The organism is Halosimplex rarum, from assembly GCF_047715405.1.
Classification (GTDB): Archaea; Halobacteriota; Halobacteria; order Halobacteriales; family Haloarculaceae; genus Halosimplex; species Halosimplex rarum.
Genome location: NZ_CP180412.1, coordinates 2880049 through 2901362, shown reverse-complemented (window position 1 = coordinate 2901362; position 21314 = coordinate 2880049). Strand labels below are relative to the sequence as shown.

Genomic DNA, 21314 nt, shown 5'->3' with positions numbered 1-21314 from the left:
CTCAGTCCTGCATGTACTGCTGGTGAAACTCCTCGTCGCTCTTCGTGAGGTAGATCAGGCCCTCGATGAGACCGATGATCCACGGGATCCCAGTCCAGGAGAAACAGAGATACAGGATCCCCTGTCCGGTCTTGCCCATGTAGAACTTGTGAGCACCGAAGATGCCCAGGAATATCGCGAGCAGCGCGGCGATGAGCCGCTCGTCGTCACCAGTCGACCCCATACCCGGCTGACGGACGCCGCACTCGGGGCAGATCTCCGCCTTCTCGTTGATGATCGCGCCGCATTCTGCGCAGAACTTCTCCCCAGGACCTTTCTCGCGAGTTCCGGACGCGCTGGCGCCCGTCGACCTTTCGGCGCCGCCGGCGTCGGAGGACTGGCCGCCGCCGGTTCCGGACGCGTCGGTGTCGCCGTCCACGCTGTCGCTGACCCAACTGTCGTCGGAGTCGTCTGGACCATCCCTCCCGGCTCCCGAATCGTCGCCTGACATATCCCAGAAGAGGGGCGTCACGAGTGTAAAACCAGCGGATACCTGTGGCCCCCACCTCGCGGTCACGCGCGGGCGTCGAAGTCCGCCAGGAGCGCGTCGTTGACCGCCGCGCTCTCCTCGATAAAGCAGAGGTGCCCCCCTTCGACGGCCGTGAACTCCCCGCGGGGAAGGCCGTCGGCCAGGTCCCGACCCGCATCCGCGGGAACCACCGCGTCGTCGACGCCGTGGTAGACCCGCGCAGGCGTCGTGATCTCGTAGAGCGAGTCCGACCGGTCGAAGTCGCACATTGCGGCGGCCTGCGCCTCGAATCCCTCCCTGTCGGCGTCCTCCTCGCGGCGCCACCCGACGATTTCGTCGGCTACGTCCTCGTGGGCGTCGATATCGGCGGCGAACGCGTTGCGAAGTGACGCCTGGAGCGCGGCGGGATCGTCCCGTGGCGCGAACAGCGAGTCGAGCGCGTCGACGTCGACGCGGTTGCCGCTCGCGGCGGTGCCGAACAGCGTCAGCGTCGCCGCGCGGCCGTAGCGGTGGGCGTACTCAAGTGCGACCATCCCGCCCAGGCCCGCGCCGACGACGTGCGCGTCGCTGACGCCGTGGTCCGCGAGGACCGCTTCGAGGTCGCCCGCGAGCGTCTCGGCGCTGTACGGTCCATCGGGCGCGTCCGACCGGCCGGTTCCCCGGAGGTCCCAGACGACCGTCTCGAAACCGGAGGACAGCGCGGCGTGTTGCCAGCCCCACACCCACGCCCCGTAGCCCGCCGGGTTGACGAACGCGACCGTGTCCGCCTCGCGTTCGACCTCGTCTGCCGGGTTTGGCTCCCCTTTCGCCTCGTAGTAGAGGTCGACGCCGCCGTTGGTGACCACTGCCATTTCCCCGACGTACGGACAGGCGCGGTAAGGGGCTCCCGATTCGCGATAGGATCGCCTTTCGAACGCTCTCCGGCCGTGAGGGCCCCGTTTGCCCGCCATCGCGTGCAGTCAGTTGGCATGGCACGCGGTACCGTCTCGAAACGTAATTAATTGTTTACTCGAATCCGAGTAAGACTTTTATGATCGCCCTATCCTACGGTAGGTCGATGACGACGCAGCTCTCCAACGACTCGAACGGTGACGGAAAATGATCTGGCAGGACCTCGTCTTCCTCTGCGGGAGCGTCTTCTCGCTGTGCGTGTTGCTCCCGACGCTGCGCGACGCGAGCGCCCGCGTGCCGCTGGGGACTGCGCTCCCTTCGGCGTGTATCGGCCTCGTCTACGGGACGACGTTCTTCACGCTCGGGATGACCATGTCCGCGGTCGGCTCGACGGCCGCGGCCACGATGTGGTCGCTCATCGCGCTCCTGCGGTCGCCCCACCGGTACAACCCCACGGACGGCGCAGCGGCCCGCGCGGCGAGTTCCGACAGCGCGGAGTCGGCGAACGACTCCTCCGGCTACGCCGCAAGCGCGGACTGAAATCGCGTCAGTTCGGTCGCCGGAACAGCAGTTCGACGCACTTCTCGCTCGCTCTACCGGGCGGTGTCGTCCGCGATCCGACGGCGGTCGTCGGGAGCCGCGCTCGCACCGAACAGTTCCGGCGCGACGTCGAAGGCCGCCTCGGGCGCGGCGTCGGCGTCGCGGCGATTCGACTCCCGCTCGGCGGGGCGCTCGTCGTCCCGCATGGTCAGTCGTCCGCCGAGAGGGGCTGGCCCTCGGCGTCGGTGGGTGCGGGGCTCTCGCCGTCGGCGAAGGGGTACCACGACTGCTTCGCGTCGGTGAGACACGGGTCCTCGTAGCCCTCGACCTCCTCCGGTTCGGCGAGTTCGACGATGGTCTCGTGACCCGTGGCGTCGACCCACTCGCGGAAGGTCTGGCCCTCCTCGCGCAGCGCGGCGTAGGCCTCGACGAGGTTCTTGATCATCCCGGGCACCTCGTCGGCCGGTACCCGCTGGCGCACCCACTCGATGAAGGAGGGGTCCTCGCCGATGCCGCCGCCGACGCCGACGTCCATCGCCTCGACCATCTCGCCGTCCTTCCGAGCGCGCATGCCCTGCATGCCGATGTCGGCGGTCATCGCCTGACCGCAGTCGGCCGTGCAGCCCGAGTAGTGCATCTTGATGCGGTCGACGTCGGCGGGCAGGTCGACTTCCTCGCCGAGCCACTGCAGCAGGCGGGCCATCCGCGTCTTCGTCTCGGTGAGCGCGATCGAGCAGAACTCCGTCCCCGTACAGGCCATCGCGCCCTGCTCGAAGGGAGTGGGCTCGGGCTGGTAGGTCTCCAGCAGGTCCTCGTTGAGGAGGTTCGCGAGCTGGCCGTCCGGAACGTCCATGATCAGCGGGTTCTGCCGGCGCGAGAGACGGATCTCGCCGGAGCCGTAGGCGTCGGCCAGGTCGGCGAGTTCGATGGCGTCCTCGGCGGGCATCCGCCCGACCGGCACCGAGAGGCCGACGTAGTTCCTGTCGTCGTTCTGGTCGTAGACGCCGACGTGGTCGTGGGCGCCGCGCTCGACCGACCTGCCCGCGTTGTAGGTGTACTCGCCGCGGAGGTCCGTCCCCGCGCGCTCCAGTTCGAAGTCCAGGCGCTCGTCCATCGCTTCGCGGATATCGTCGGTGCCCCACTCGTCGACGAAGAAGCGCGCGCGGTTCTTCGAGCGGTTCTGTCGGTTGCCTTCCTCGTGGTAGAGCTCGACGAACGCGCGAACCGTCTCCTTGGCCTGGTCGCGAGTGACGAACATGTCGAGCGGACGGGCCTCGCGGGGCTCGCGACCGCCGAGTCCGCCACCGACGCGGACGTTGAACCCCTTGACTTCGTCACCGTCAACGAGCTTGCGAGCGGGTTCGAGCCCGATGTCGTTGATCGAGTCCTGCGCGCAGCCCTGCTTGCACCCGGTCACCGAGATGTTGAACTTCCGGGGCATGTTGCACAGGTCGTCGTCGTCGCGGATGTCGGCCTGTATCTCGTCCAGGAGCTCGCGGCTCTCGACGTACTCCTCGGCCTTGCCGGCGACGGGACACCCCGAGATGTTCCGCATCGTGTCCCCGCCCGCCGACCGGGAGGAGACGCCGACCGCTTCGAGCTTGTCCCAGATCTCCGGGACGTCCTCCAGCTTGAGCCAGTGGAGCTGGATCGACTGCCGCGTCGTGAAGTCAACCCAGCCGTTGCCGAACTCGGGGTTCTCGACGGGCCCCCTCGCGTAGTCGCGGGCGACCTCGCCGATGGCGCGGAGCTGCCCCGGCTCCAGCACGCCGCCGCAGTTGGTCAGCCGCATCATGAAGTAGCTCTCCTGGCCGCCGCGGTGGTGGAACACGCCCCAGAACTTGAAGCGAGCGAACCACTCGTCGCGCTCCTCCTCGGGGATCGACTCCCACCCCTTCTCCGCGAACTCCTCGAGTTTCTCGCGCACCGCGTCGCCGTACAGTTCGTCCTTCCAGGCTTCCTTCTTGTGTGGCATTGGTTTTCTCCCGTTTGGATTTGTCCGCAATTTCGGCGAATATCCGAACGCACGTCTTCTGATTTACGTTTCAACTAGCGAACTGCGACGGGCATAAGCGTAATCGTTTACAAAATCTGAATTCAGTGGAGATATCCGGACGAACGCTCGAAATACAAAGACCTTAAACGCATTTGGGTGTGGTCACGCGGCGGTGCTGACCGGGCGGTCAGGTGCCCAGTCGGTCGGAGGCGGTCGCGAGGTCCGCGTGCGAGCCGACGGTCAGCGGATGGGCGTCGACGTCGGGCGCGTCCGCGTCGACGACGACCGGATCGAGCCGCGAGAGCACGTCGTAGAGGCGTCCCGACCCGGACGCGAGCGTGCGGTCGCAGGCGACGCGAGCCGCGTCGGCCTCGTAGACCGCGTGGAGGGGATGGAGCCGACCGTCGCTCCGGGGGACCGCGGCGGCGTCGCACGCGTCGAAGAGGGCCCCCAGCAGCGAGGCGTCGACGGTCGGCACGTCGCCGGCGACGACGGCGACCGCGTCGCCGTTCGCCACGCGGACGCCGGTCCGCATTGATGCGACCGGTCCCTCGTTCGCACCCGGATCGACGGCGAGTCGATGCGTCACGTCACCGAGCGCGTCGGCGACCGCGGCCCGGTGGCCGTCGCGGCAGGCGACGACGACCTCGTCGACGACCGGTTCGACGGCCGCGGCGGCCTCCCGGAGCGGGACGGTCGCGTCGGACGCGTTCGCCGAGAGCGCGTCGTCGACCCCGGCCAGCAGGACTGCCGACCGCATCTCAGTCGTCTCCCGGGACGAGCGCGCCGGCAGTCGCGGCCGCCTCGTCGGTGGGTGCGACCAGGCGGACGGCGCACTGCTTGAAGTTCGGCTCCTTCGACTGGGGGTCCAGCGCGTCGATCGTCAGCCGGTTCGTCGCGGGGTGGTGGATCGGGAGCCAGACGAGCCCCTCGGGGACGGCCGGATCGGGATCGACGGACGCGGAGACTGCGTCCCGTCTGGACTCGACGACCACCTCGCCGTCGGTGATCGCGTCGCTCTCGGCGACCGTCTCGGGGTTGATCCGCGCGACGACTGGATCGGGGTCGTCTACGCGGCGCGAGCGGACGCCCGTGTTGTAGGCGCCGGACTCGCGGGCGGTCGTCAGCGTGAGCGGGTACTCGTCGTCGACGGGTTCGGGGAGTCCCTCCTGTCGGGCGGTCGAGAAGCCGGCCCGTCCGCTCGCGGTCGGGAACGCCCAGGACTCGTCGCCGTCCCCGTCCGTCCCGACCGCCGTGTCGTCGTCATCGTCGCGCGGGACGTACCCGCGGTTGCCGTCGTCGCCGTCGTAGTAGCGGTAGCCGGCGTCGGCTTCGGCGTCCGGCGCCGGCCAGCGGAGCGCCTTGAGGTCTTCGAGGCGGTCGTAGGTGATCCCCGACATGTCAGCGTTCGTTCCGGCGGTGAGTCCCGAAAATTCGTCGAACAGAGTCTCCGGGTCGGGGTCCGGGTCGTCGAACAGCTCCGGGAACAGGCGCGCGCCGATGGTGGAGACGATCCGCAGGTCGCTCCAGACGCCGCTGGGCGCCTCGGTCGCCGCGCGGACGCGCGAGACGGTCCGCTCCATGTTCATCGCGGTCCCTTCGGACTCGCCCCACGTCGCCGCGGGCAGGATCACGTCCGCGAGATCGGTCGTCTCCGTCCGGAAGGCGTCCTGGGCGACGAGGAAGACGTCTTCGAGACTCTCCTTGGCCGTGCTCGCGTCGGGCATCCCCGCGACCGGGTTCGTCGCGACCGTATAGGCCACCTCGACCTCGTCGCCGAGCGCGTCGGCGATGCCGACCGGTCCGGGGCCAGGATCGGGGGGCAGACGCTCGACCGGAATGTCCCACTCCTCGGCGACGGTCCGGCGCTCGTCGGGGTCGGCGAACGGCCGCTGGCCCGGCCAGGTGCCCTTGCACGAGCAGACGCGGGTACCCATCGAGTTGGCCTGGCCGGTCAGCGAGAACGGGCCGCTCCCCGGCCGGAGGTTGCCCGTCGCGAGACACAGGTCGATGAGCGCCCGCGCGATGTCGGTGCCCTGAACGTGCTGGTTGACGCCCATCCCCCAGTAACAGAGGGCGTCGCGCTCGAACGCGTCGGCGAGCCTGTCGACGTCTGCGGTCGAGACGCCCGCGCGCTCGGCCGCGACATCGCTGTCGGGCAGGGCGTCCCGCAGGTCGTCGAACCCCTCGGTCGCCTCGGCGACGAATCCCTCGTCGACCCGGTCGGTCTCGACGAGGCGCGCGAGCACCGCCCGCGCGAGGGCCAGATCCTGGCCCGGATCCGGCGCGACGTGAGCGTCCGCTGCCTCGGCCGTCTCCGTCTCGACGGGGTCGACGGCGAGCAACTCGACGCCGTCCTCGCTCGCGGCCTGTCGGATCCACCGGAACATCACCGGGTGGGCGGCGGCCGGGTTCGCCCCCCAGACGACGTGGGCCTCGGCCTCGGGGATGTCGTCGTAGCTACAGGGGGGCGCGTCGCTGCCGAACGCCTGGTAGTAGGCCGTCACGGCGCTGGCCATGCACAGCGTCGTGTTCGCGTCGTAGTAGCGGGTCCCGAACCCCCCGCGAGCGAGTTTCCCCAGCGCGTAGGCGGCCTCGTTGGTCTGTTGCCCGCTCCCCAGCACTGCCACCTCGCCGTCGGCGTCGGCCGCGCCCTGGAACGCCTGGAGCGCCTCTGACAGCGCCACGTCCCAGGTCGTCGAGACGAGTTCGCCGTCGCGACGGACCATCGGCCGGGTCAGCCACTCCCCCTCCGGATCGGACGTCTCCCGGACGCCGCGCTGGCAGGCCAGCCCCTGGTTGACCGGGTGCGCGGCGTCCCCGCGCACGACGTCGATGCCGTTGCCGATGTCGGCGCCGCGCTGGAGGTGCCCGCAGCCGACCGCACACCGCATGCACGTCGTCGGAACCCAGTCGCTCATCGGCCGTTCACCGCCCGTCGAGAGGGATTGCAGGATCGTACTGATCTACTCGGATTTCGTAGACGAACGCAAACCATTCTGTCGTATCGTAGCGCATGTCCGCCACACAAAACGCTATCCCTTGAACAATTTAAACATGATATCATGCGATCGTTCCGGATCCGCCAATTCCGCTCGCCGGAGCTAGCGCTCGGGCGTCCCTGTTCCGGGCGCGACGGGAGCGGCTCCGCGGCGACGGCGACCGTTCCGGGTCGCTATCCGGGCAGATAATCCGTCACGGAGGAGGAGTCGGGCTCGGGCAGGTCGACCTCGACGCCGGTGACGGCTTCGACTGCCGCCCCGACCGCGATCGAGAAGGCCGTCGGCTCGACGGCGGCCGGGGCCCCGGAGAGCGCGGCCGTCTCGCTCGGTGGGACGACGACGTCGGCCGCGTCGACGGCCGGACTGTCGGGGTCGCCCCGGTTCGCGACGACGGCGTCCACGCCGGCGTCGACGTCACCGAGACGGTCGCAGTGGCGCGGGACGGCGTCGACGCCGCGCTCGCTGTCGGGCACGACCAGCGCGACGGCGTCGGCGGCGGTCACCGCGGCGACCGCCTGGTTAGCACCGACCGGCGGCACGTCGACGAAGACCGCGTCGTACCGGTCGGCCGCCGCCGACAGCCGCTCGGCCAGCCGACGAGCGCACTCGCTGGTCTTCGCTCGCGCCAGTCGCTCGAAGGATGCCAGCGCGGGCGCGACGGTCACTGACCCTGGCAGGTCGAGCGACAGCGTCGTCTCGGCCTCGCGCAGCGGTCGGTCGTCTGTGAGGACGCGCGTCACGTCCGGGTCGATCCGCTCGGGCACGAGCGCCGCCAGGCCCTGCGTCGTGAACGACGCGTCCACGACCGCTGCGTCGTAGCCCTCCCGCGCCAACGCCGTCGCGAACTCCACCGAGAGCCGCGTCGCCCCGGCGCCGCCGACCGCGCTCACCACCGCGTACACCTCACCGCTCCCCTGCGTTCCGGTCATGTGGCGCCATTGTCACCTACCACTTGAAAAAGATACGTGTTGCTCGACGAACCGTTCGGCACCGAGAAACCGACGCGGCGCTAGTGCGCTCGTGCAGTGGTGCGCCGATCCGCCGGCGTGGTCGCCTGTCGCCGGCCGATGCGCGTCAGTCGTCGGTGCTCTCGGCGATCGACGCGGCGATGTCGTCGAGTTCGTCGTCGTCGAGATCGGGACACTGGCCGAAGATCGAGTGGATGGGGTGACCGCCGTCGTCGTCGAAGCGCGGGACGACGTGCCCGTGCGTGTGAGGGACCTCCTGACCGGCGACCTCGCCGTTGTTGAACGCGACCGTCGACCCGTCGGCGTCGACGGCCGACTCGATCGGGTCGACGAGTCGGTGCATCACCGCGAAGACGTCGCTCGCGAGGTCGTTCGGCATGTCCTGGACGTGTTCGTGGTGGCCTTTCGGGATGACGAGCGTGTGCCCCGGCGCCAGCGGGTTGGCGTCGAGGAACGCGAGCACGTCGTCGTCCTCGTAGACGGTGCGACTCGGGATCTCCCCGGCCACGATCGAGCAGAAGATGCAGTCGTCGCTCATGTGCGAGGCGTCGGCGCCCGCGTAAATCAAGGTTTCTGCACCAGCGTTTCCGACCGGCGGTGGGAACGCTCGGTACAGCCCGTAGCGTGAACGATTGCGGTGGCGCGCGCTGTCGCGGCCTCCGTGCCGCGACGAAGCCGTGCGAGGTCTGCTCACGGGCGCAACGCGCCCGTTCGCACGGCCCGAGGGACCTTCGGTCCCTCGCTGTCTTCGTGAACGGAGTGAACGAGGGCTTGTCAGAGCTTGCTCTGACAGTGGATGACTGAGGGAGCGTCGCGACCGAGGGAATCGGTTGGGGAGGCATGAGGCGCGGTGCTGTACGGTTGCTGTCTTCCCGGCGTCCTGCCGAGCGGAGCGAGGCAGGGCTCAGGAGAGCTTGCTCTCCTGGTGGACTGAAAGGGCGAGGCGCGCTCGCGCCGAACGGGGAGTCGCCTGCGCGGGCACTATTCGAGCGAGCGCAGCGAGCGAGAATATCCCGTGCAGCGACCGCGAGAGCGAGGTACGACCGAAGGGAGTACCTCGACACGCGAACGGGGAGCGGAGCGACCCGTGAGCGAGCGCGCCGAGGGCTTTCAGCGCCTGTTGTTTCCTGCGGTTGCTCCGACTGCTAGCGAGCGCGCCGAGGGCTTTCAACTCTCAGTGTATCCTGCGGTGGCTGTGATCACTCGGCTCCGACTTCGATTCAAGACGGAACGCCGTGTAACCACCACTCAGTATGCACACTCCACAGCGCATCCTCGTCCGGAGGACCACCCACGCTTAGGTGCGCGCGCGCCCATCACCAACCCATGCAGGTCGAAGCACATTCGGCGAACGAGACGGTCGAAGTCGTCGACGGCGTCCACCTCACACAGCTAGCGGTCGGCGAGCGGACGAGCGTCCAGCACGTCCACATGGAGCCGGGCGCGGTCGTGCCCGAGCACAGCCACGAGCACGAGCAGGTCGGCTACATCACCAGCGGGTCGGGCGTGTTCGTCGTCGACGGCGAGGAGTTCCCGGTCAGTTCCGGCGACTCCTATCACCTCGCCGCCGACGAACCGCACAGTTTAGAGAACACCGGCGAGGAACCGCTCGACGGCATCGACGTGTTCGCGCCGCCGCGGGCGAACCCTGACTGGCAGGACTGAACGAAACGAGCAGGCCGTCCGAGACGAACGGGACAGTGCGGTCGTTCTCACGCGCGGCGGAGCTGCCACGAGCGGACACCGACTTTCGTCGCGACGTAACAGCCGATCGCGACGAGGACGATGGTCCCGCCGGCAGCGACGCCGAAGAAGTACGACAGCGTCACGCCGGAGACGGTGGCGATCTGCCCCGCGACGACCGCGGCGGCGACCGACCGCTTGAATCCGCTGACCGACGTCGCGGTCGCGACGGGGACGACGAGCATCGCGGCGACGAGGATGACGCCCATGATCTGCATCGCGCCGACGACGACCACCGCTGTCAGCACGACCAGCAGGTAGTTGTACAGCCCCACATCGATGCCGGCGGCTCGGGCGGCGGTTTCGTCGAACGTCGCGTACAGGAGCGGCCGGTAGGTGACGGCGACGACGAGGGCGACGAGCGCGGTCAGCGCCAGCAGGACGCCGACGCTGGCCCGGGAGACGGTCGCGAGCGACCCGAAGAGGTAGGCGTTGATCCCCACGGCGATCCCCCCGTCGGTGGCCGTGATGAGAACGCTCCCGAGCGCGAACCCGCCCGTCAGGACGATGGCGAGCGACGTGTCCGCGTACATCCCGGTCCGCTCGACGAGCGCCTGGACGAGTACCGCGGCGACGACGGCGACGACCAGCGCGACCAGCAGCGGCGACAGCGACAGGGAGAGCGTCGCGTTGAGGAACAGCCCGACGGCGACTCCCGCGAACGCCGCGTGGGCGAGGGTATCGCCGATCAGCCCCATCTCGCGATGGACGAGGAACGTCCCGACGAGCGGCCCGATCACGGCGACGCAGACCGCCGCGAGGTACGCCCGCTGCATGAACGGCGACCCGAGGACGTCGATCCCGGAAAGGTCCGCGAGTCTGTCCATCGCCACACCGTACGCGTCGTCTAGCAGCCAGTCGCGGACGCCCGTCGGTCCGCCGCCGACTTGCGCGATCTCCGTCCACCCGTCCGCCTTCGCCACCAGCCGTGTCCCCGTCACGGAAGTCACTCCGGTCATGGTCAGTGACCGTGGGCGACGACGTGGCGGTCGGTCCCGTAGGCCTCGGCGAGGGCGTCGGTCTCGACGAACCGGCCGGGGTCGCCGTGGAAGTACAGTTCGCGGTTGAGACACGCGATCTCGCTGGCCTCGCTCGTCACGACGCCGATGTCGTGTTCGACGAGCAGGACGGTCAGCCCGTCGTCGTTCAGCGCGCCCAGCAGGTCGTAGAAGGCGTCTCTGGACTCGGCGTCGACGCCGACCGTCGGCTCGTCGAGCGCGAGGAGGTCCGCCTCGGCCGCGAGCGCCCGCGCGATGAACACCCGCTGGCGCTGGCCGCCGGAGAGCCGGCCGACCCGCCTGTCCGCGAGGTCCGCGATCCCCACCCGGTCTAGCGCGTCGTCGACCGCTCTCCGGTCGTCCGGCCTGAACCGGCCGAAGAGCCGCCGGGGATACCGGCCCATCGTCACCGCCTCCCTGACGGTCACGGGCATCGCGTGGCCCGCGCTGGTGACGTCCTGGGCGACGTAGCCCACCCGCTCGCCGTCGGCGAACTCGTGTGCCGGCTGGCCGAACAGCCGCACGCTCCCCTCGTCAGGGTGACGCAGGCCGATCAGCAGTTCGAGTAGCGTGGTCTTCCCCGACCCGTTCGGGCCCACGAGCCCGAGGAACGCCCCGGCCTCGACGGTGAGCGAGACGCCGTCGAGGACCGGGGTGTCGCCGTAGGAGAACGAGACGTCGTCGACTTCGAGGACGGTCATTCGGCCCCCAGTGCCCGCTCCAGCGTCGGCAGGTTCACCGAGTCCATGACGTCGACGTACCCCCAGTCGTCCTCGACCCACGACTCGCGGCGGCCCGGGATCGAGGTGAGCGGCAGGACCTCCTCGGCGTCGGTCTCGGCGACGAGTTCTCTCGCCGCGCGCTGGGACTCCAGCGGGTCCGCGCAGACGTACCGCAGGTCGTGTTCGGCAATGACCTCCTGGGCGCGTTCGATGTCGCGGGTGGTCGGCCCCTCGTCGGGCGAGAGGCCGGTCAGAGTCACGAACTCGATCCCGTAGCGGGCGCCGAGGTACCCGAAGGCGTCGTGGCCGGCGACGAGCACGACGTCCGTCGTCGCCCCCGCGAGGCGCGACTCGAACCGCTCGTCGAGGTCGACGAGTCGGTCACGGTAGTCCGCGGCGTTCTCCGCGTATCGGGACGCGTCGTCCGGATCTGTCTCCTCGAACGCCTGCTCAACGGTCTCGACGGCCGTCTGCGCTCGCCGCGGGTCGAGCCAGAAGTGGGGGTCCGTCTCGCCGTGATCGTGGGCGTCTTCGCCGTGTTCGCTTTCCTCGTGGTCCGTTTCGGCGTGGTTAGTCCCCTCGTGGTCAGTCCTCTCGTGATCCGTTCCCTGGTGTTCGTCGTGATTCATCTCGTCGTGGTGCGTTCCCTCGTGGTCACCCCCGTGTTCGTCGTGGTCGCTCCCGCCGTGGTCTGATTCGCCGTGGTCGTTTCCGTCGTGTTCGTCGTGACTGCCCGCGTCGTGGTCGGCCGGCAGCAGGTCCACGTCGGCGCCGATGGCGACCGGGTGGACGCCCTGGCCGTCGGCCCGGACGTCCCGGACCATGTCGTCGGCCCAGGGCTGGAACCCCTCCATTCCGTAGACGAACAGGTCGGCGTCGGCGACCGACTGGCGGATCTGCGGCCCCGGTTCCCAGCCGTGACCGTGCTGGCCGATCGGGACGAGCGTCTCGGCGACCGCCGCGTCGCCCGCGACCTCCGCGACGAAGTCGCCGAACACAAAAAACGACGCCTGTGCGACCGGCCGGCCGTCCGATGTCTCCGTCGGTCCGTCGCCGCCCGAACCAGACCCCCCGTCGATACAGCCCGCGAGAGCGCCCAGACTCGATACTCCCGCCACCGCTCCGAGAAACATCCGCCTCGTATGTCGCGCCATATTATTAATCTTCTACCTAGTTCTAATAAGAGTTGTGAACTAGGTGGGTTAGATTGTTAACTGGCTGTTGGCGCAGGTCGGCGACGGAGTCGTGGGCCGGGCGATAGAGGCGCTCGCGGGGCCGCGAACGCGCCTCACAGAGCGGCGGCCCGAACGTGCGAGTCCAAAGGTCTAAGCCCCGTCGTCGCTAACGTCGAGACACTATGAGCACCGAAACCGAGGGCGGCGACGACCTGGAGGAGCGCATCTCGAACTTCCTGCGGCGCAACTTCCCGCAGATCCAGATGCACGGCGGCAGCGCGGCCATCGAAGAGATCGACCGCGAGAACGGCTCGGTCACCATCCAGCTGGGCGGCGCGTGTTCGGGCTGTGGCATCTCCCCGATGACCATCCAGGCCATCAAGACGCGCATGACCAAGGAGATTCCGGAGATCGAGACCGTCAACGCCCGCACCGGCGGCGGCATGGGCGGCGGCGAAGGCATGATGGGCGCCGACACCGGCCCCTCGATGCCGGGCGACTCCCGCGGCGGCGACATCGGCGGCGACGACGACGAAGGCCCCGAAGCGCCGTTCTGAACGCCCGCTCCTCGGTCGACTTCTCGTCTTTTTCCACCTCGCGAGTCGCGACGCTGCCGGTGGGGTTCGAACGCCCGAAAACGCGGCCGACTACAGCCCCAGCGCCGTCGTGACCGGGATCCCGGCCGCGACCGCGCCGACGAGATAGCCGCCGAGGACGCCGGCGTTCAGCGGCGGGAGCCCAGCGTGAGCGCCCTCGACCCGGTGGACGAGATACAGGAGGCCGGCCATCCCGACGAGGCCGCCGCCGAGCGCGCCGATGGCCGGCGCGTTGGCGTTCAGCGCGGGGACGACAACGGGCGCGTCGAGGAACGCGCCCGCGCTCACTGCGAGCATCCCCGGAATGAGCGCGTCGCCGAGCCCGAGAAGCGCGATCTCGGCGCGTGCCGGGCTCTCGGCGGACTGGTCTTCGGTAGATGTCCCGTCGTCCGCGTTCTCGTCCGCTTCGTCGCCGCCCATCAGGTCGAAGTCGGGATCGCGCATCGAGAAGTCGAGCGAGTGCGGGACGACGAAGACGATTGGCGCCTTCAGGTCGCCGAGCCCGGCGGCGAGTTCCTGCATGTGGCCGGAGACGTAGACCGCGTAGGCGTCGTAGCCGGCCCAGGCGATAAGGAGCACGACGACCGGGAACGGGCCGAAGCCGAGGCCGAGCATCGGGATGGCCGCCGCGCCGAATATCATGGCGGCGACGTCGTTGACGTACCACTCGGGGTAGACCCAGAGGACGGCGAAGGTGACGGCTGCGACGGCGATCGAGGCGGGGCTCGTGGGGAGCCCCATCAGCACGCTCCCGCTCGCCGCGATCTCCCCGATCCCGGTCAGAGCGACGAACGCCACGGCGGTGAGCGTGCTCGCGGACCCGAGGAGGAACACGCGAACGAGCGCCTCGCCGTAGCCGTAGCGGAACGCGGCGACCATGACGCCCGTCGCGACCAGCAGCATCACCGCGAAGACGCCCACGTTCCCGACGTCCCCGGGATCCTGAAACATCGCCAGTCCCATCCCCGCGACCTCGTCGGTCAGCGCGAGTCCGAGGACGATGGTGGCCGCGTACAGCGCCACGATCCCGACGTAGGCGTACGTCCCCGACGGGATCCCGGTCGGCTCCCCGGTCGCTCCAGCGGTCTGCTCACTCATCGGTGGCCTCCCGAACGGACCGCGGTCGTCGGCCCCCGTGTGCCGCTAGCCGTTGCATGTTCGGGTCGGACGGCCACCGCGTGCAAATACCTCTCGGACTCCGGCGAGGTGTTGTCGCGGACAGACCGTCGGCTCGCGACAGCACGGCGTCGAACTGGAAGACCAGCACAGCACGAAAGCCGCTCGTGCGGGAGAGCCCCATCCAGATTCTCGAACGTGGAATCACGGAGTTTAATTCCGTGGACGGCGCTTCCCGATCCATGAGCGAGACAGACGGTCCGGGGAACGTCCTCTTCGTCGTCACGGACACGGTCCGGAAGAGCCACCTCTCCGTGTACGGCTACGACCGGCCGACGACGCCGAACCTTGAAGACTTCGCCGACGATGCGCGGGTCTTCGAGCACGCCGTCGCGCCGGCGCCCTGGACCCTCCCCGTCCACGCCTCGCTGTTCACGGGGCTGTACCCCACCCAGCACGGGGCCACCCAGGAGAACCCCTACCTGGAGGGAGCCACCACCCTGGCCGAATCCCTCGACGCCGCCGGCTACGCCACCGCCTGTTACTCCTCGAACGCCTGGATCACGCCCTACACCAACCTGACCGACGGGTTCGACGACCAGGACAACTTCTTCCAGGTCATGCCCGGCGAGTTCCTCTCGGGCCCGCTCTCGAAGGCCTGGAAGACGATGAACGACAACGACGCCCTCCGCAAACTCGCCGACAAACTCGTCGAACTCGGCAACACCGCCCACGAGTACTTCGCCGAGGGGGGCGGCGGCGACTCCAAGACCCCCGAGATCGTCGAGCGCGTTCAGGACTTCGTCGCGGACGCCGAGGCCGACGGCGACGAATGGTTCACGTTCGTCAACCTGATGGACGCGCACCTGCCGTACCACCCACCCGACGAGTTCGCCGCGGAGTTCGCCCCCGGCGTCGACTCCACGGAGGTCTGCCAGAACTCCAAGGAGTACAACTCCGGCGCCCGCGACATCGACGACGGCGAGTGGGAGGCCATCGAGGGCCTCTACGACGCCGAGATCGCCCATATCGACCACCACCTCGGCCGCCTGTTCGACTGGCTCAAGGAGACCGGCCGCTGGGAGGACACGCTCGTCGTGGTCTGCGCCGACCACGGCGAACTCCACGGCGAACACGGCCTCTACGGCCACGAGTTCTGCATCTACGACCCGCTGGTGAACGTCCCGCTCATGGTCAAACACCCCGAACTCGACGCCGAGCGCGACGACGAGACCACCGTCGAGTTGCAGGACCTCTACCACACCGTCCTGGACCACGCCGGGGTCTCGGCCGCGACGGGTGGCGAACCGTTCGACGCCGCGCGGTCGCTCCTGCGCGCGGACTACCGCGAGTTCGCGGGCGTCGACGCGCCGACCGGCGCCGAATCGCGCTCCGCGGCCCACGACGCGGGCGAACTGGACGGCTACGGGTTCGTCGACTACCACCGACCGATCGTCGAGCTGAACCAGCTCGAGAGCAAGGCCGAGGCCGCCGGGATCGAACTCGACACCGACTCTCGCTTCTACTCTCGGATGCGCGCCGCCCGACGGACCGACGGGAAGTACATCCGCAACGAGCGCATCCCCGACGAGGCCTACCGGATCGACACCGACCCCGAGGAACTGGAGGACGTGGTCGACGCCGACGACGACGTGGTCGCCGCGACCGAGGACGCGCTGGTCTCCTTCGAGTCGGAGATGGACGGCGAGTGGGACGACGTGACCGACGAGGACGTCCTCGACGACATGGGTGAGGAGGCGAAAGACCGCCTGTCGGACCTGGGATACATCGAGTAATCGTGAGCCGCTCCGAAGGGTTCACCGACCTCGCCGACCGTCAGACGGCGCTGAAGATCGTCGGCGGGTTCGCCATCGCGTTGGCCGTTCTCGGCCTGATCGCCTACGGCATCGGCCTGGAGAAGATCCAGCGCGAACTCGTCCGCGCCGACATCCGGTGGCTCGCCGCCGGCTGTCTCTCGACCGCCGTCGGCCTCGTCGCCTGGGCGAAGGCCTGGCAGGTCGTCCTCCGCGTCGTCGGTTACCGCGTCCCGTTCCGAAAGCTCGTCGTCACCTACTACGCGGCGACGTTCGCCAACTACGTCACGCCGCTGGGACAGGCAGGCGGCGAGCCGTTCATCGCGTACGTCCTCTCGCGGGACACGGAGGCCAGCTACGAGGACTCGCTCGCCTCCGTCGTCACCGCCGACCTCCTCAACCTGCTCCCCTTCTTCACGTTCGCGGCGCTCGGGACAGTCGTCCTCGTCCTGCAGACGACGCTGTCGAGCCGCGTCCGCGGCGTCGCGGGCATCCTCGTGGTGTTCGCCGTCGGCGCGCCCGTCGTCGCGATGCTCGGCTGGCGCTCCCGCCGGCGCGTCGGCCGGTTCGTCCTCCGGGTGGTTGCTCCCGTCGCCAGGCGGGTCCGGTTCGTCACCCTGGAGGGGATCCGCGAGCGCCTGCGCGAACTCAACACGGCCTTCGAGCGCATCGCCGCGGACCCGCGAGCGCTCGCCCACGCGCTCGTCTACTCCTACGTCGGCTGGCTGTTCTTCGCGCTCCCGCTGTACTTCGCCGTCCGCGCCATCGGCGAGTCCATCTCGCTCTTCCTCGTCTTCTTCATCGTCCCCGCGAGCACGCTCGCCGGGCTGACGCCCTCACCGGGCGGGCTCGCCGGCGTCGAGGCCGCCCTCGCCGGCCTGCTAGGGACGCTCGGCGGGTTCTCCTTCGCGACCGGCCTCTCGATCGCCATCGTCTACCGCCTCGCGAGCTACGTGTTCGCCGTGCTGTTGGGCGGCGCCGCCGCGATCTACGTGGTCACGCGCTCCTGAGAAATGTCGGGGTGCGCCGCTACTGCTCGAATCCGACGGAGACGGCGGACGGACTGAGCGCGGTCAGAGCGAGCCGAGCCGTATCTCGTCGTCCGTGACCGAGTCGATGTGGTTCTCGTCGAGCGGGAAGCTGTCTTCGCTGCGACTCCCCCACCCGAGCTTCGACATTACCGTGTCAGAAACGCCCGGGTCCGGCTCGACGTGCGCCTGGCCGCCACTGACCTCGGCGACCCGGCCGATCTCCTCGCCGCCGTTGTCGACTACTTTCTTCCCCTCGTCCGACTCTGTGAGGTTGATATCTGACGCCATCGCTTCTCCGGATACGGGGGTGAGCGACCTGTAACTCCGCCTTGCTAGCGCAGGCCCCGCGCCCGTGCAGTACGGCGATTCCGCCGCTCACGACCGGTCGGTCACTTCAGGATCGGTTCGAGCTCCGCCTCGTAACACGGCCGGCAGACGTATCGATCGAACGCGCCGGCGTCGCTCTGGGTGTTGACGATCAGGTGGACGGTCTCGCCGAAGGGGACCGTCTCGCCGCAGATACCACACTCCTCGGGCACGGTCGCTCTCTATGTGGATATGTCACATGCCGCAAAGAAGCTGTGGGTCGGTCGGAACGCGGGCCGACCGGAGCGATGTCGTCCGCTCAGTCCGCTGCGACGGCGTCGTCGACTTCCTGGGCGGCGGCGATGACGTCGTCGATGGAGTCGCCCGTCGGCTCGTTGTTGAGGAGCACGTCGATGGGGAGCGTGGGCGCGCCGTCGACGAGGTTCTCCATGATGATCAGGCGCTCGCGGGCGCGGGACATCCCGACGTAGAACACGCGCCGTTCGTTGTCGGTGAGGGTGGGGACCGGCGAGGTGTGCTTGGTGAACTCCTCGTCGCCGGGGACCTCCCGGTCGGACTGGTCGACCGTCGCGGCCATCTGCTCGACGACCTTCTCGGTCAGGTCTGTCGCGACGAAGACGTGGTCGGCCTCACGACCCTTCGCGCTGTGGATGGTGCCGACGCGGACGCGGTCGGTCTGCATCCCGGCGTACTCGCCGCCGAAGTACGCCTCGACGCTGCGCTCCTGGAAGCTCGTCACCTTCCGGAGCATGTCTGCGGCCGCGCGCGGTTCTGGGACGAACGGCGCGAAGTCGCGGATCGTGTCGGGCTCGACGGAGAGCTCTTCGAGGTCCTCGACGTCGGCGGCCTCCTCCATCTCGTCGAGTTCGTCGAACAGCTCGTCGCGCTCGCTCGTCCCGAAGGCGGAGTCGGCGAGCATGTCGGCGAGGCGGCGGGCCTGCAGGCCCGTGACCGGTTCGCCCTCGTCGAGCGCCTCGATGGCCTCGACGTACTGGCTGAGCCGGTCGGTCCACATCCGCTGGTCGGTCAGGCAGGTGAAGGGAATCCCCTCGTCGATGAACTCGTCGATGAACTGGAACATCTGGTAGCGCGCGCGGAAGAGGATCATCGCAGTTCCTTCTTCGTCCTGCTCGATGGTCCGGCGGACGTTGCGGACCAGGTCGATCATCGAGGGGTTCTTGACGCCCTCGACGCGGCCGCCCTCCTTGCGCGGGTTGAGGTCTTTCTCCTGGCGCTTTTCGATGTGGCTGACCTCCCGATTGACCACGTTGAGGATCCGCGAGGGCAGGCGGTAGGAGTTGGGCAGGATGTTGTCGTCGGTGACGTCCTCTTCGAGGAGGAGGTCGGGGTCGGCGCCCTGCCAGGCGTAGACGACCTGGTCGTCGTCGCCGGCGATGAGGACCGTCTCCATGTGGGGGCGCCACTCCTGATAGACGTCGTACTGAAGGGTCGTGATGTCCTGGAACTCGTCGATGACGAGGTAGTCGACGCTGGGCAACAGCGAGCGCTGGGCGACGCGTTCGAGCATGTCGGCGAAGCCGACGACGTCGTTCTCGCCCTTGTACTCGCGCCAGGCGCGGATCGTCTCGGGGACGCTGATGCGGTCGTCGTCGGAGGGCCAGGTCGGCGTGTACTTGTTGCCGGTCTGGGCGTTCTCGTCGACGTCCGGAGGGAGCCGCACGACCTCGTCGTCCCACTTGAACGGGACGTCGTACCAGTCGGCCACGTCGCGGCGGGTCCGCTGGAGCCACTGGCTGGTGGCGATGATCTTGTTGCCGATGGTCGTCGAGCGGGCGCTGCGCCGCCGCGACCCCTCGTACTCGTCCTCGTACTCGATACCGAACTCGTCGCAGAAGTCCTCCTTGTCGGACTCGCCCACGACGTCGCCCCGCGAGAGGTTGAGCAGTTCGTAGGCCTTCGCGTGCATCGTGCAGACGTTGCCCTTGAGCGCTCGCGGCGACTCCCCCAGTCGCTCGGCGAGGCGCTCGCGGATCTCCGCGGCGGCCGCACGCGTGTACGAGACCACCAGCACGTCGCGGAACTCCACGTCGTCGTTCTCTTCGAGCAGGGTCTCGACCCTGTCGAGCAGTGCCGTCGTCTTCCCGCTCCCGGGACCACCAAACAGGCGCGTCACCTGGGTGGACGCTTCAGTCATTGGCCCACGAAAGGGGCTACACACGCATAAACGACGTGGGTTGACGACGGCCGGAAACCGCACCACCGGTTGCGATCCGGCGACCGCCGCGACTCGCGTCGCTCAGTCCCGGTACAGCGAGATGTACAGCATCGTGAAGCCGATGATAAAGGGGATCGACTCCGTCATCCGGAAGAACAGGCGGACCGTCTCGGCGGCTTCGCGGGCGCCGACCTGGGCGATCACCGTGCTCGCGACGCCCATGCTGATGAACGCGAAGCCCATGAACGCGTACTGCAGCCGCTCAGAGGGCCGCTGTCGATACGCCTGGAAGCTGATGATCGTGATCCCGAGCGAGAGCCCGAACACCGCCATGCGCATCAACGCCAGTATCCCCCGCATCACCGCGACGACTTCTACCATTGTTCGCGTCGTCTGTCCGACAGCACGCTCTCACATATAGTTTCGCCGGTCCGCCGACGCCCTCTCGCGATTCGGGCGGTCTGTGCGGGCGCTCGCAGCCGTTCACTCCGGGTTGAGGTCGTCCCAGAGTTGGCTGAACCTGTCGGGGAGGTTCTCCTCGCGGTAGATGCGCACCTTGTACTCGTCGTCCTCGAGTGAGATTACCGTCGACTCGAAGTTGGACTCGTATACCTTGTAGTGATTGCCGTCGTCGGCGACGAGCGTCTGGTCTTTCACGAGGTCGTACTGACTGAGCATTTCGATGCGGCGGTACACAGTCGGTAGCGACAGGTCGCACTCCTCGCTGAGGTCCTTCGCCGACTGGGGCTCGCGGCTGATCGCGGCGAGCACCCGGCGGGCGTGTTCGTCGCCGATGGTGTCGAGTATCTCCTCGATGGCCCGTTCTTCGTCCACTATCGGTGTGATCGCTCGACCTCTTACATAGGCCTTTCGAGCGTCGGCTCTTTCAGCCTCAGAAAACGCGCCTGCCCCATTATGTGAGTGCCCCCAGTAGTATCGGATGCGGACCAAGTGCGGGCCCGGCGAACCCCGAATCGCACCGTGCGCATCCGTGTGTGCCAGTGGTGGGGTGTGGGTTCACCCGGTCCGCGGCTGGAGCCCGGGACAGCGCCCGACGGCGCCCTGTGCTCCTCCGCGGACCGGCCGGGGTCTCCGGGCTCGCATGCGGTCCTCGCCGGCACGAGCGCGTTGCCGGAGGTCGTTCCCGGCGCATTCCCCCCCAAACGCGTCATCCCCCCGACGCGGCCCGGGAACGAACGGGTCCCCCGACCCGCCGGTTATCCCCCTTACCGGCCTCCGTTGCCCGCTTTCCGGTGGACTTCCCCCCCCTATTCCCCCAACGTTCCCCCTTTCCGTCCAGTGTACCCGCTCGTGAGACGGGTGTCTCGCGGGATTTCGATGTCGTGCGAGATCTCGGTCGCGTCGGCGAGAGTACGCGGTCCGTCAGGATTTCGGAGCAGTCGCTCTCCGCATTCGCTCACGAAAAAATCGGTCGTCGCGCGTTACGCCGGGTCCCAGCCGCATACCGAGCACTCTGTGGCGGCCGAGTCGTGCAGTCCCCCGCAGTCGGGGCACTGCTTCTTGTTATAGTTCTCTTCCCAGCCCGTCGCCTCGACGTCGTGTCCACGGTCGGTCAGAAACTCGTCGAACATGTCGTCGGTGCTCGGTGCGGACGCCATACGTGCTAAGGTATACCACACCGGCATATATGTCTATTGGTATGCGAAACCTTTGCACACTTCACGGGCCCGCCGGGGGCGGCGAACCGGTC

23 protein-coding genes are annotated in these 21314 nt (G+C 68.5%); 5 read left to right on the top strand and 18 right to left on the bottom strand.

Annotation, left to right across the window (positions count from 1 at the left end):
- Nucleotide 1: 1 nt before the first annotated feature.
- Both ACMGFH_RS13900 and ACMGFH_RS13895 read right to left on the bottom strand, forming a co-directional pair.
- Nucleotides 2-490 carry a TM2 domain-containing protein gene (locus ACMGFH_RS13900; RefSeq protein WP_415379042.1) on the bottom strand — a complete coding sequence of 163 codons (489 nt, stop codon included), beginning with the start codon at nucleotides 488-490 and terminating at the stop codon, nucleotides 2-4.
- 62 nt (nucleotides 491-552) lie between these two features.
- Nucleotides 553-1359: an alpha/beta fold hydrolase gene (locus ACMGFH_RS13895; RefSeq protein ID WP_415379041.1), complete on the bottom strand. Its 807-nt coding sequence runs from the start codon at nucleotides 1357-1359 to the stop codon at nucleotides 553-555.
- A 247-nt stretch (nucleotides 1360-1606) separates the two neighbouring features.
- Here ACMGFH_RS13895 and ACMGFH_RS13890 point away from each other — a divergent pair, with 247 nt between their 5' ends.
- On the top strand, nucleotides 1607-1939 hold the full coding sequence (locus ACMGFH_RS13890; RefSeq protein ID WP_415379040.1) for a hypothetical protein: 333 nt from the start codon (nucleotides 1607-1609) through the stop codon (nucleotides 1937-1939).
- Between the two features lie 53 nt (nucleotides 1940-1992).
- Here the strand turns inward: ACMGFH_RS13890 and ACMGFH_RS13885 are convergent, their stop codons facing one another.
- The 6 genes from ACMGFH_RS13885 to ACMGFH_RS13860 form a co-directional block, all read right to left on the bottom strand.
- Nucleotides 1993-2145, bottom strand: coding sequence for a hypothetical protein (locus ACMGFH_RS13885; protein ID WP_415379039.1), 153 nt, complete (start codon nucleotides 2143-2145; stop codon nucleotides 1993-1995).
- Between the two features lie 2 nt (nucleotides 2146-2147).
- Entirely contained in the window at nucleotides 2148-3914 is a 1767-nt protein-coding gene (locus ACMGFH_RS13880; RefSeq protein WP_415379038.1) for a nitrite/sulfite reductase, read from the bottom strand.
- A 208-nt stretch (nucleotides 3915-4122) separates the two neighbouring features.
- A complete protein-coding gene (locus tag ACMGFH_RS13875) occupies nucleotides 4123-4695 on the bottom strand; it encodes a molybdenum cofactor guanylyltransferase (protein ID WP_415379037.1) in 573 nt (190 codons plus the stop codon).
- A gap of 1 nt (nucleotide 4696) precedes the next feature.
- Nucleotides 4697-6856, bottom strand: a complete 2160-nt coding sequence (gene nasA, locus ACMGFH_RS13870; RefSeq protein ID WP_415379036.1) for an assimilatory nitrate reductase NasA — start codon at nucleotides 6854-6856, stop codon at nucleotides 4697-4699.
- 254 nt (nucleotides 6857-7110) lie between these two features.
- A complete protein-coding gene (locus ACMGFH_RS13865; protein ID WP_415379035.1) occupies nucleotides 7111-7866 on the bottom strand; it encodes a ParA family protein in 756 nt (251 codons plus the stop codon).
- Nucleotides 7867-8011: 145 nt separating this feature from the next.
- Nucleotides 8012-8443: an HIT family protein gene (locus ACMGFH_RS13860; RefSeq protein ID WP_415379034.1), complete on the bottom strand. Its 432-nt coding sequence runs from the start codon at nucleotides 8441-8443 to the stop codon at nucleotides 8012-8014.
- Between the two features lie 788 nt (nucleotides 8444-9231).
- On the opposite strand from ACMGFH_RS13860, the gene ACMGFH_RS13855 reads away from it, so the two are divergent.
- The gene (locus ACMGFH_RS13855; protein WP_415379033.1) at nucleotides 9232-9570 is read left to right on the top strand and encodes a cupin domain-containing protein; all 339 of its coding nucleotides are present in this window, start codon (nucleotides 9232-9234) and stop codon (nucleotides 9568-9570) included.
- A 47-nt stretch (nucleotides 9571-9617) separates the two neighbouring features.
- Here the strand turns inward: ACMGFH_RS13855 and ACMGFH_RS13850 are convergent, their stop codons facing one another.
- From ACMGFH_RS13850 to ACMGFH_RS13840, 3 genes are read right to left on the bottom strand one after another with little or no spacing between them, the layout of a single operon-like run.
- Nucleotides 9618-10607, bottom strand: coding sequence for a metal ABC transporter permease (locus ACMGFH_RS13850; RefSeq protein ID WP_415379032.1), 990 nt, complete (start codon nucleotides 10605-10607; stop codon nucleotides 9618-9620).
- 2 nt (nucleotides 10608-10609) lie between these two features.
- On the bottom strand, nucleotides 10610-11347 hold the full coding sequence (locus ACMGFH_RS13845) for a metal ABC transporter ATP-binding protein (protein WP_415379031.1): 738 nt from the start codon (nucleotides 11345-11347) through the stop codon (nucleotides 10610-10612).
- Nucleotides 11344-12522 carry a metal ABC transporter solute-binding protein, Zn/Mn family gene (locus ACMGFH_RS13840; protein ID WP_415379030.1) on the bottom strand — a complete coding sequence of 393 codons (1179 nt, stop codon included), beginning with the start codon at nucleotides 12520-12522 and terminating at the stop codon, nucleotides 11344-11346. Before ACMGFH_RS13840 ends, ACMGFH_RS13845 begins: the two co-directional genes overlap by 4 nt.
- A 203-nt stretch (nucleotides 12523-12725) precedes the next feature.
- On the opposite strand from ACMGFH_RS13840, the gene ACMGFH_RS13835 reads away from it, so the two are divergent.
- Nucleotides 12726-13100 carry a NifU family protein gene (locus ACMGFH_RS13835; protein WP_415379029.1) on the top strand — a complete coding sequence of 125 codons (375 nt, stop codon included), beginning with the start codon at nucleotides 12726-12728 and terminating at the stop codon, nucleotides 13098-13100.
- 90 nt (nucleotides 13101-13190) lie between these two features.
- Here ACMGFH_RS13835 and ACMGFH_RS13830 read toward each other — a convergent pair whose 3' ends face one another.
- Nucleotides 13191-14237 carry a presenilin family intramembrane aspartyl protease PSH gene (locus ACMGFH_RS13830; protein ID WP_415379028.1) on the bottom strand — a complete coding sequence of 349 codons (1047 nt, stop codon included), beginning with the start codon at nucleotides 14235-14237 and terminating at the stop codon, nucleotides 13191-13193.
- A gap of 260 nt (nucleotides 14238-14497) precedes the next feature.
- Between ACMGFH_RS13830 and ACMGFH_RS13825 the strand changes: the two genes are divergently transcribed.
- Together ACMGFH_RS13825 and ACMGFH_RS13820 are read left to right on the top strand one after the other, a co-directional pair.
- Complete coding sequence (locus tag ACMGFH_RS13825; protein ID WP_415379027.1) at nucleotides 14498-16051, top strand: sulfatase; 1554 nt, start codon at nucleotides 14498-14500, stop codon at nucleotides 16049-16051.
- A gap of 2 nt (nucleotides 16052-16053) precedes the next feature.
- Complete coding sequence (locus ACMGFH_RS13820) at nucleotides 16054-17079, top strand: lysylphosphatidylglycerol synthase transmembrane domain-containing protein (protein WP_415379026.1); 1026 nt, start codon at nucleotides 16054-16056, stop codon at nucleotides 17077-17079.
- Between the two features lie 63 nt (nucleotides 17080-17142).
- On the opposite strand, the gene ACMGFH_RS13815 is transcribed toward ACMGFH_RS13820, so the two are convergent.
- The 6 genes from ACMGFH_RS13815 to ACMGFH_RS13790 form a co-directional block, all read right to left on the bottom strand.
- On the bottom strand, nucleotides 17143-17388 hold the full coding sequence (locus tag ACMGFH_RS13815) for a PRC-barrel domain containing protein (protein ID WP_415379025.1): 246 nt from the start codon (nucleotides 17386-17388) through the stop codon (nucleotides 17143-17145).
- A gap of 101 nt (nucleotides 17389-17489) precedes the next feature.
- A complete protein-coding gene (locus ACMGFH_RS13810) occupies nucleotides 17490-17639 on the bottom strand; it encodes a hypothetical protein (RefSeq protein WP_415379024.1) in 150 nt (49 codons plus the stop codon).
- A gap of 86 nt (nucleotides 17640-17725) precedes the next feature.
- Nucleotides 17726-19582, bottom strand: coding sequence for a UvrD-helicase domain-containing protein (locus ACMGFH_RS13805; RefSeq protein WP_415379023.1), 1857 nt, complete (start codon nucleotides 19580-19582; stop codon nucleotides 17726-17728).
- 102 nt (nucleotides 19583-19684) lie between these two features.
- Nucleotides 19685-19984 carry a hypothetical protein gene (locus ACMGFH_RS13800; RefSeq protein ID WP_415379022.1) on the bottom strand — a complete coding sequence of 100 codons (300 nt, stop codon included), beginning with the start codon at nucleotides 19982-19984 and terminating at the stop codon, nucleotides 19685-19687.
- A 102-nt stretch (nucleotides 19985-20086) separates the two neighbouring features.
- Complete coding sequence (locus ACMGFH_RS13795) at nucleotides 20087-20437, bottom strand: winged helix-turn-helix domain-containing protein (RefSeq protein WP_274322473.1); 351 nt, start codon at nucleotides 20435-20437, stop codon at nucleotides 20087-20089.
- 608 nt (nucleotides 20438-21045) lie between these two features.
- Entirely contained in the window at nucleotides 21046-21222 is a 177-nt protein-coding gene (locus tag ACMGFH_RS13790) for an HVO_0416 family zinc finger protein (protein ID WP_415379021.1), read from the bottom strand.
- Nucleotides 21223-21314 lie beyond the last annotated feature (92 nt).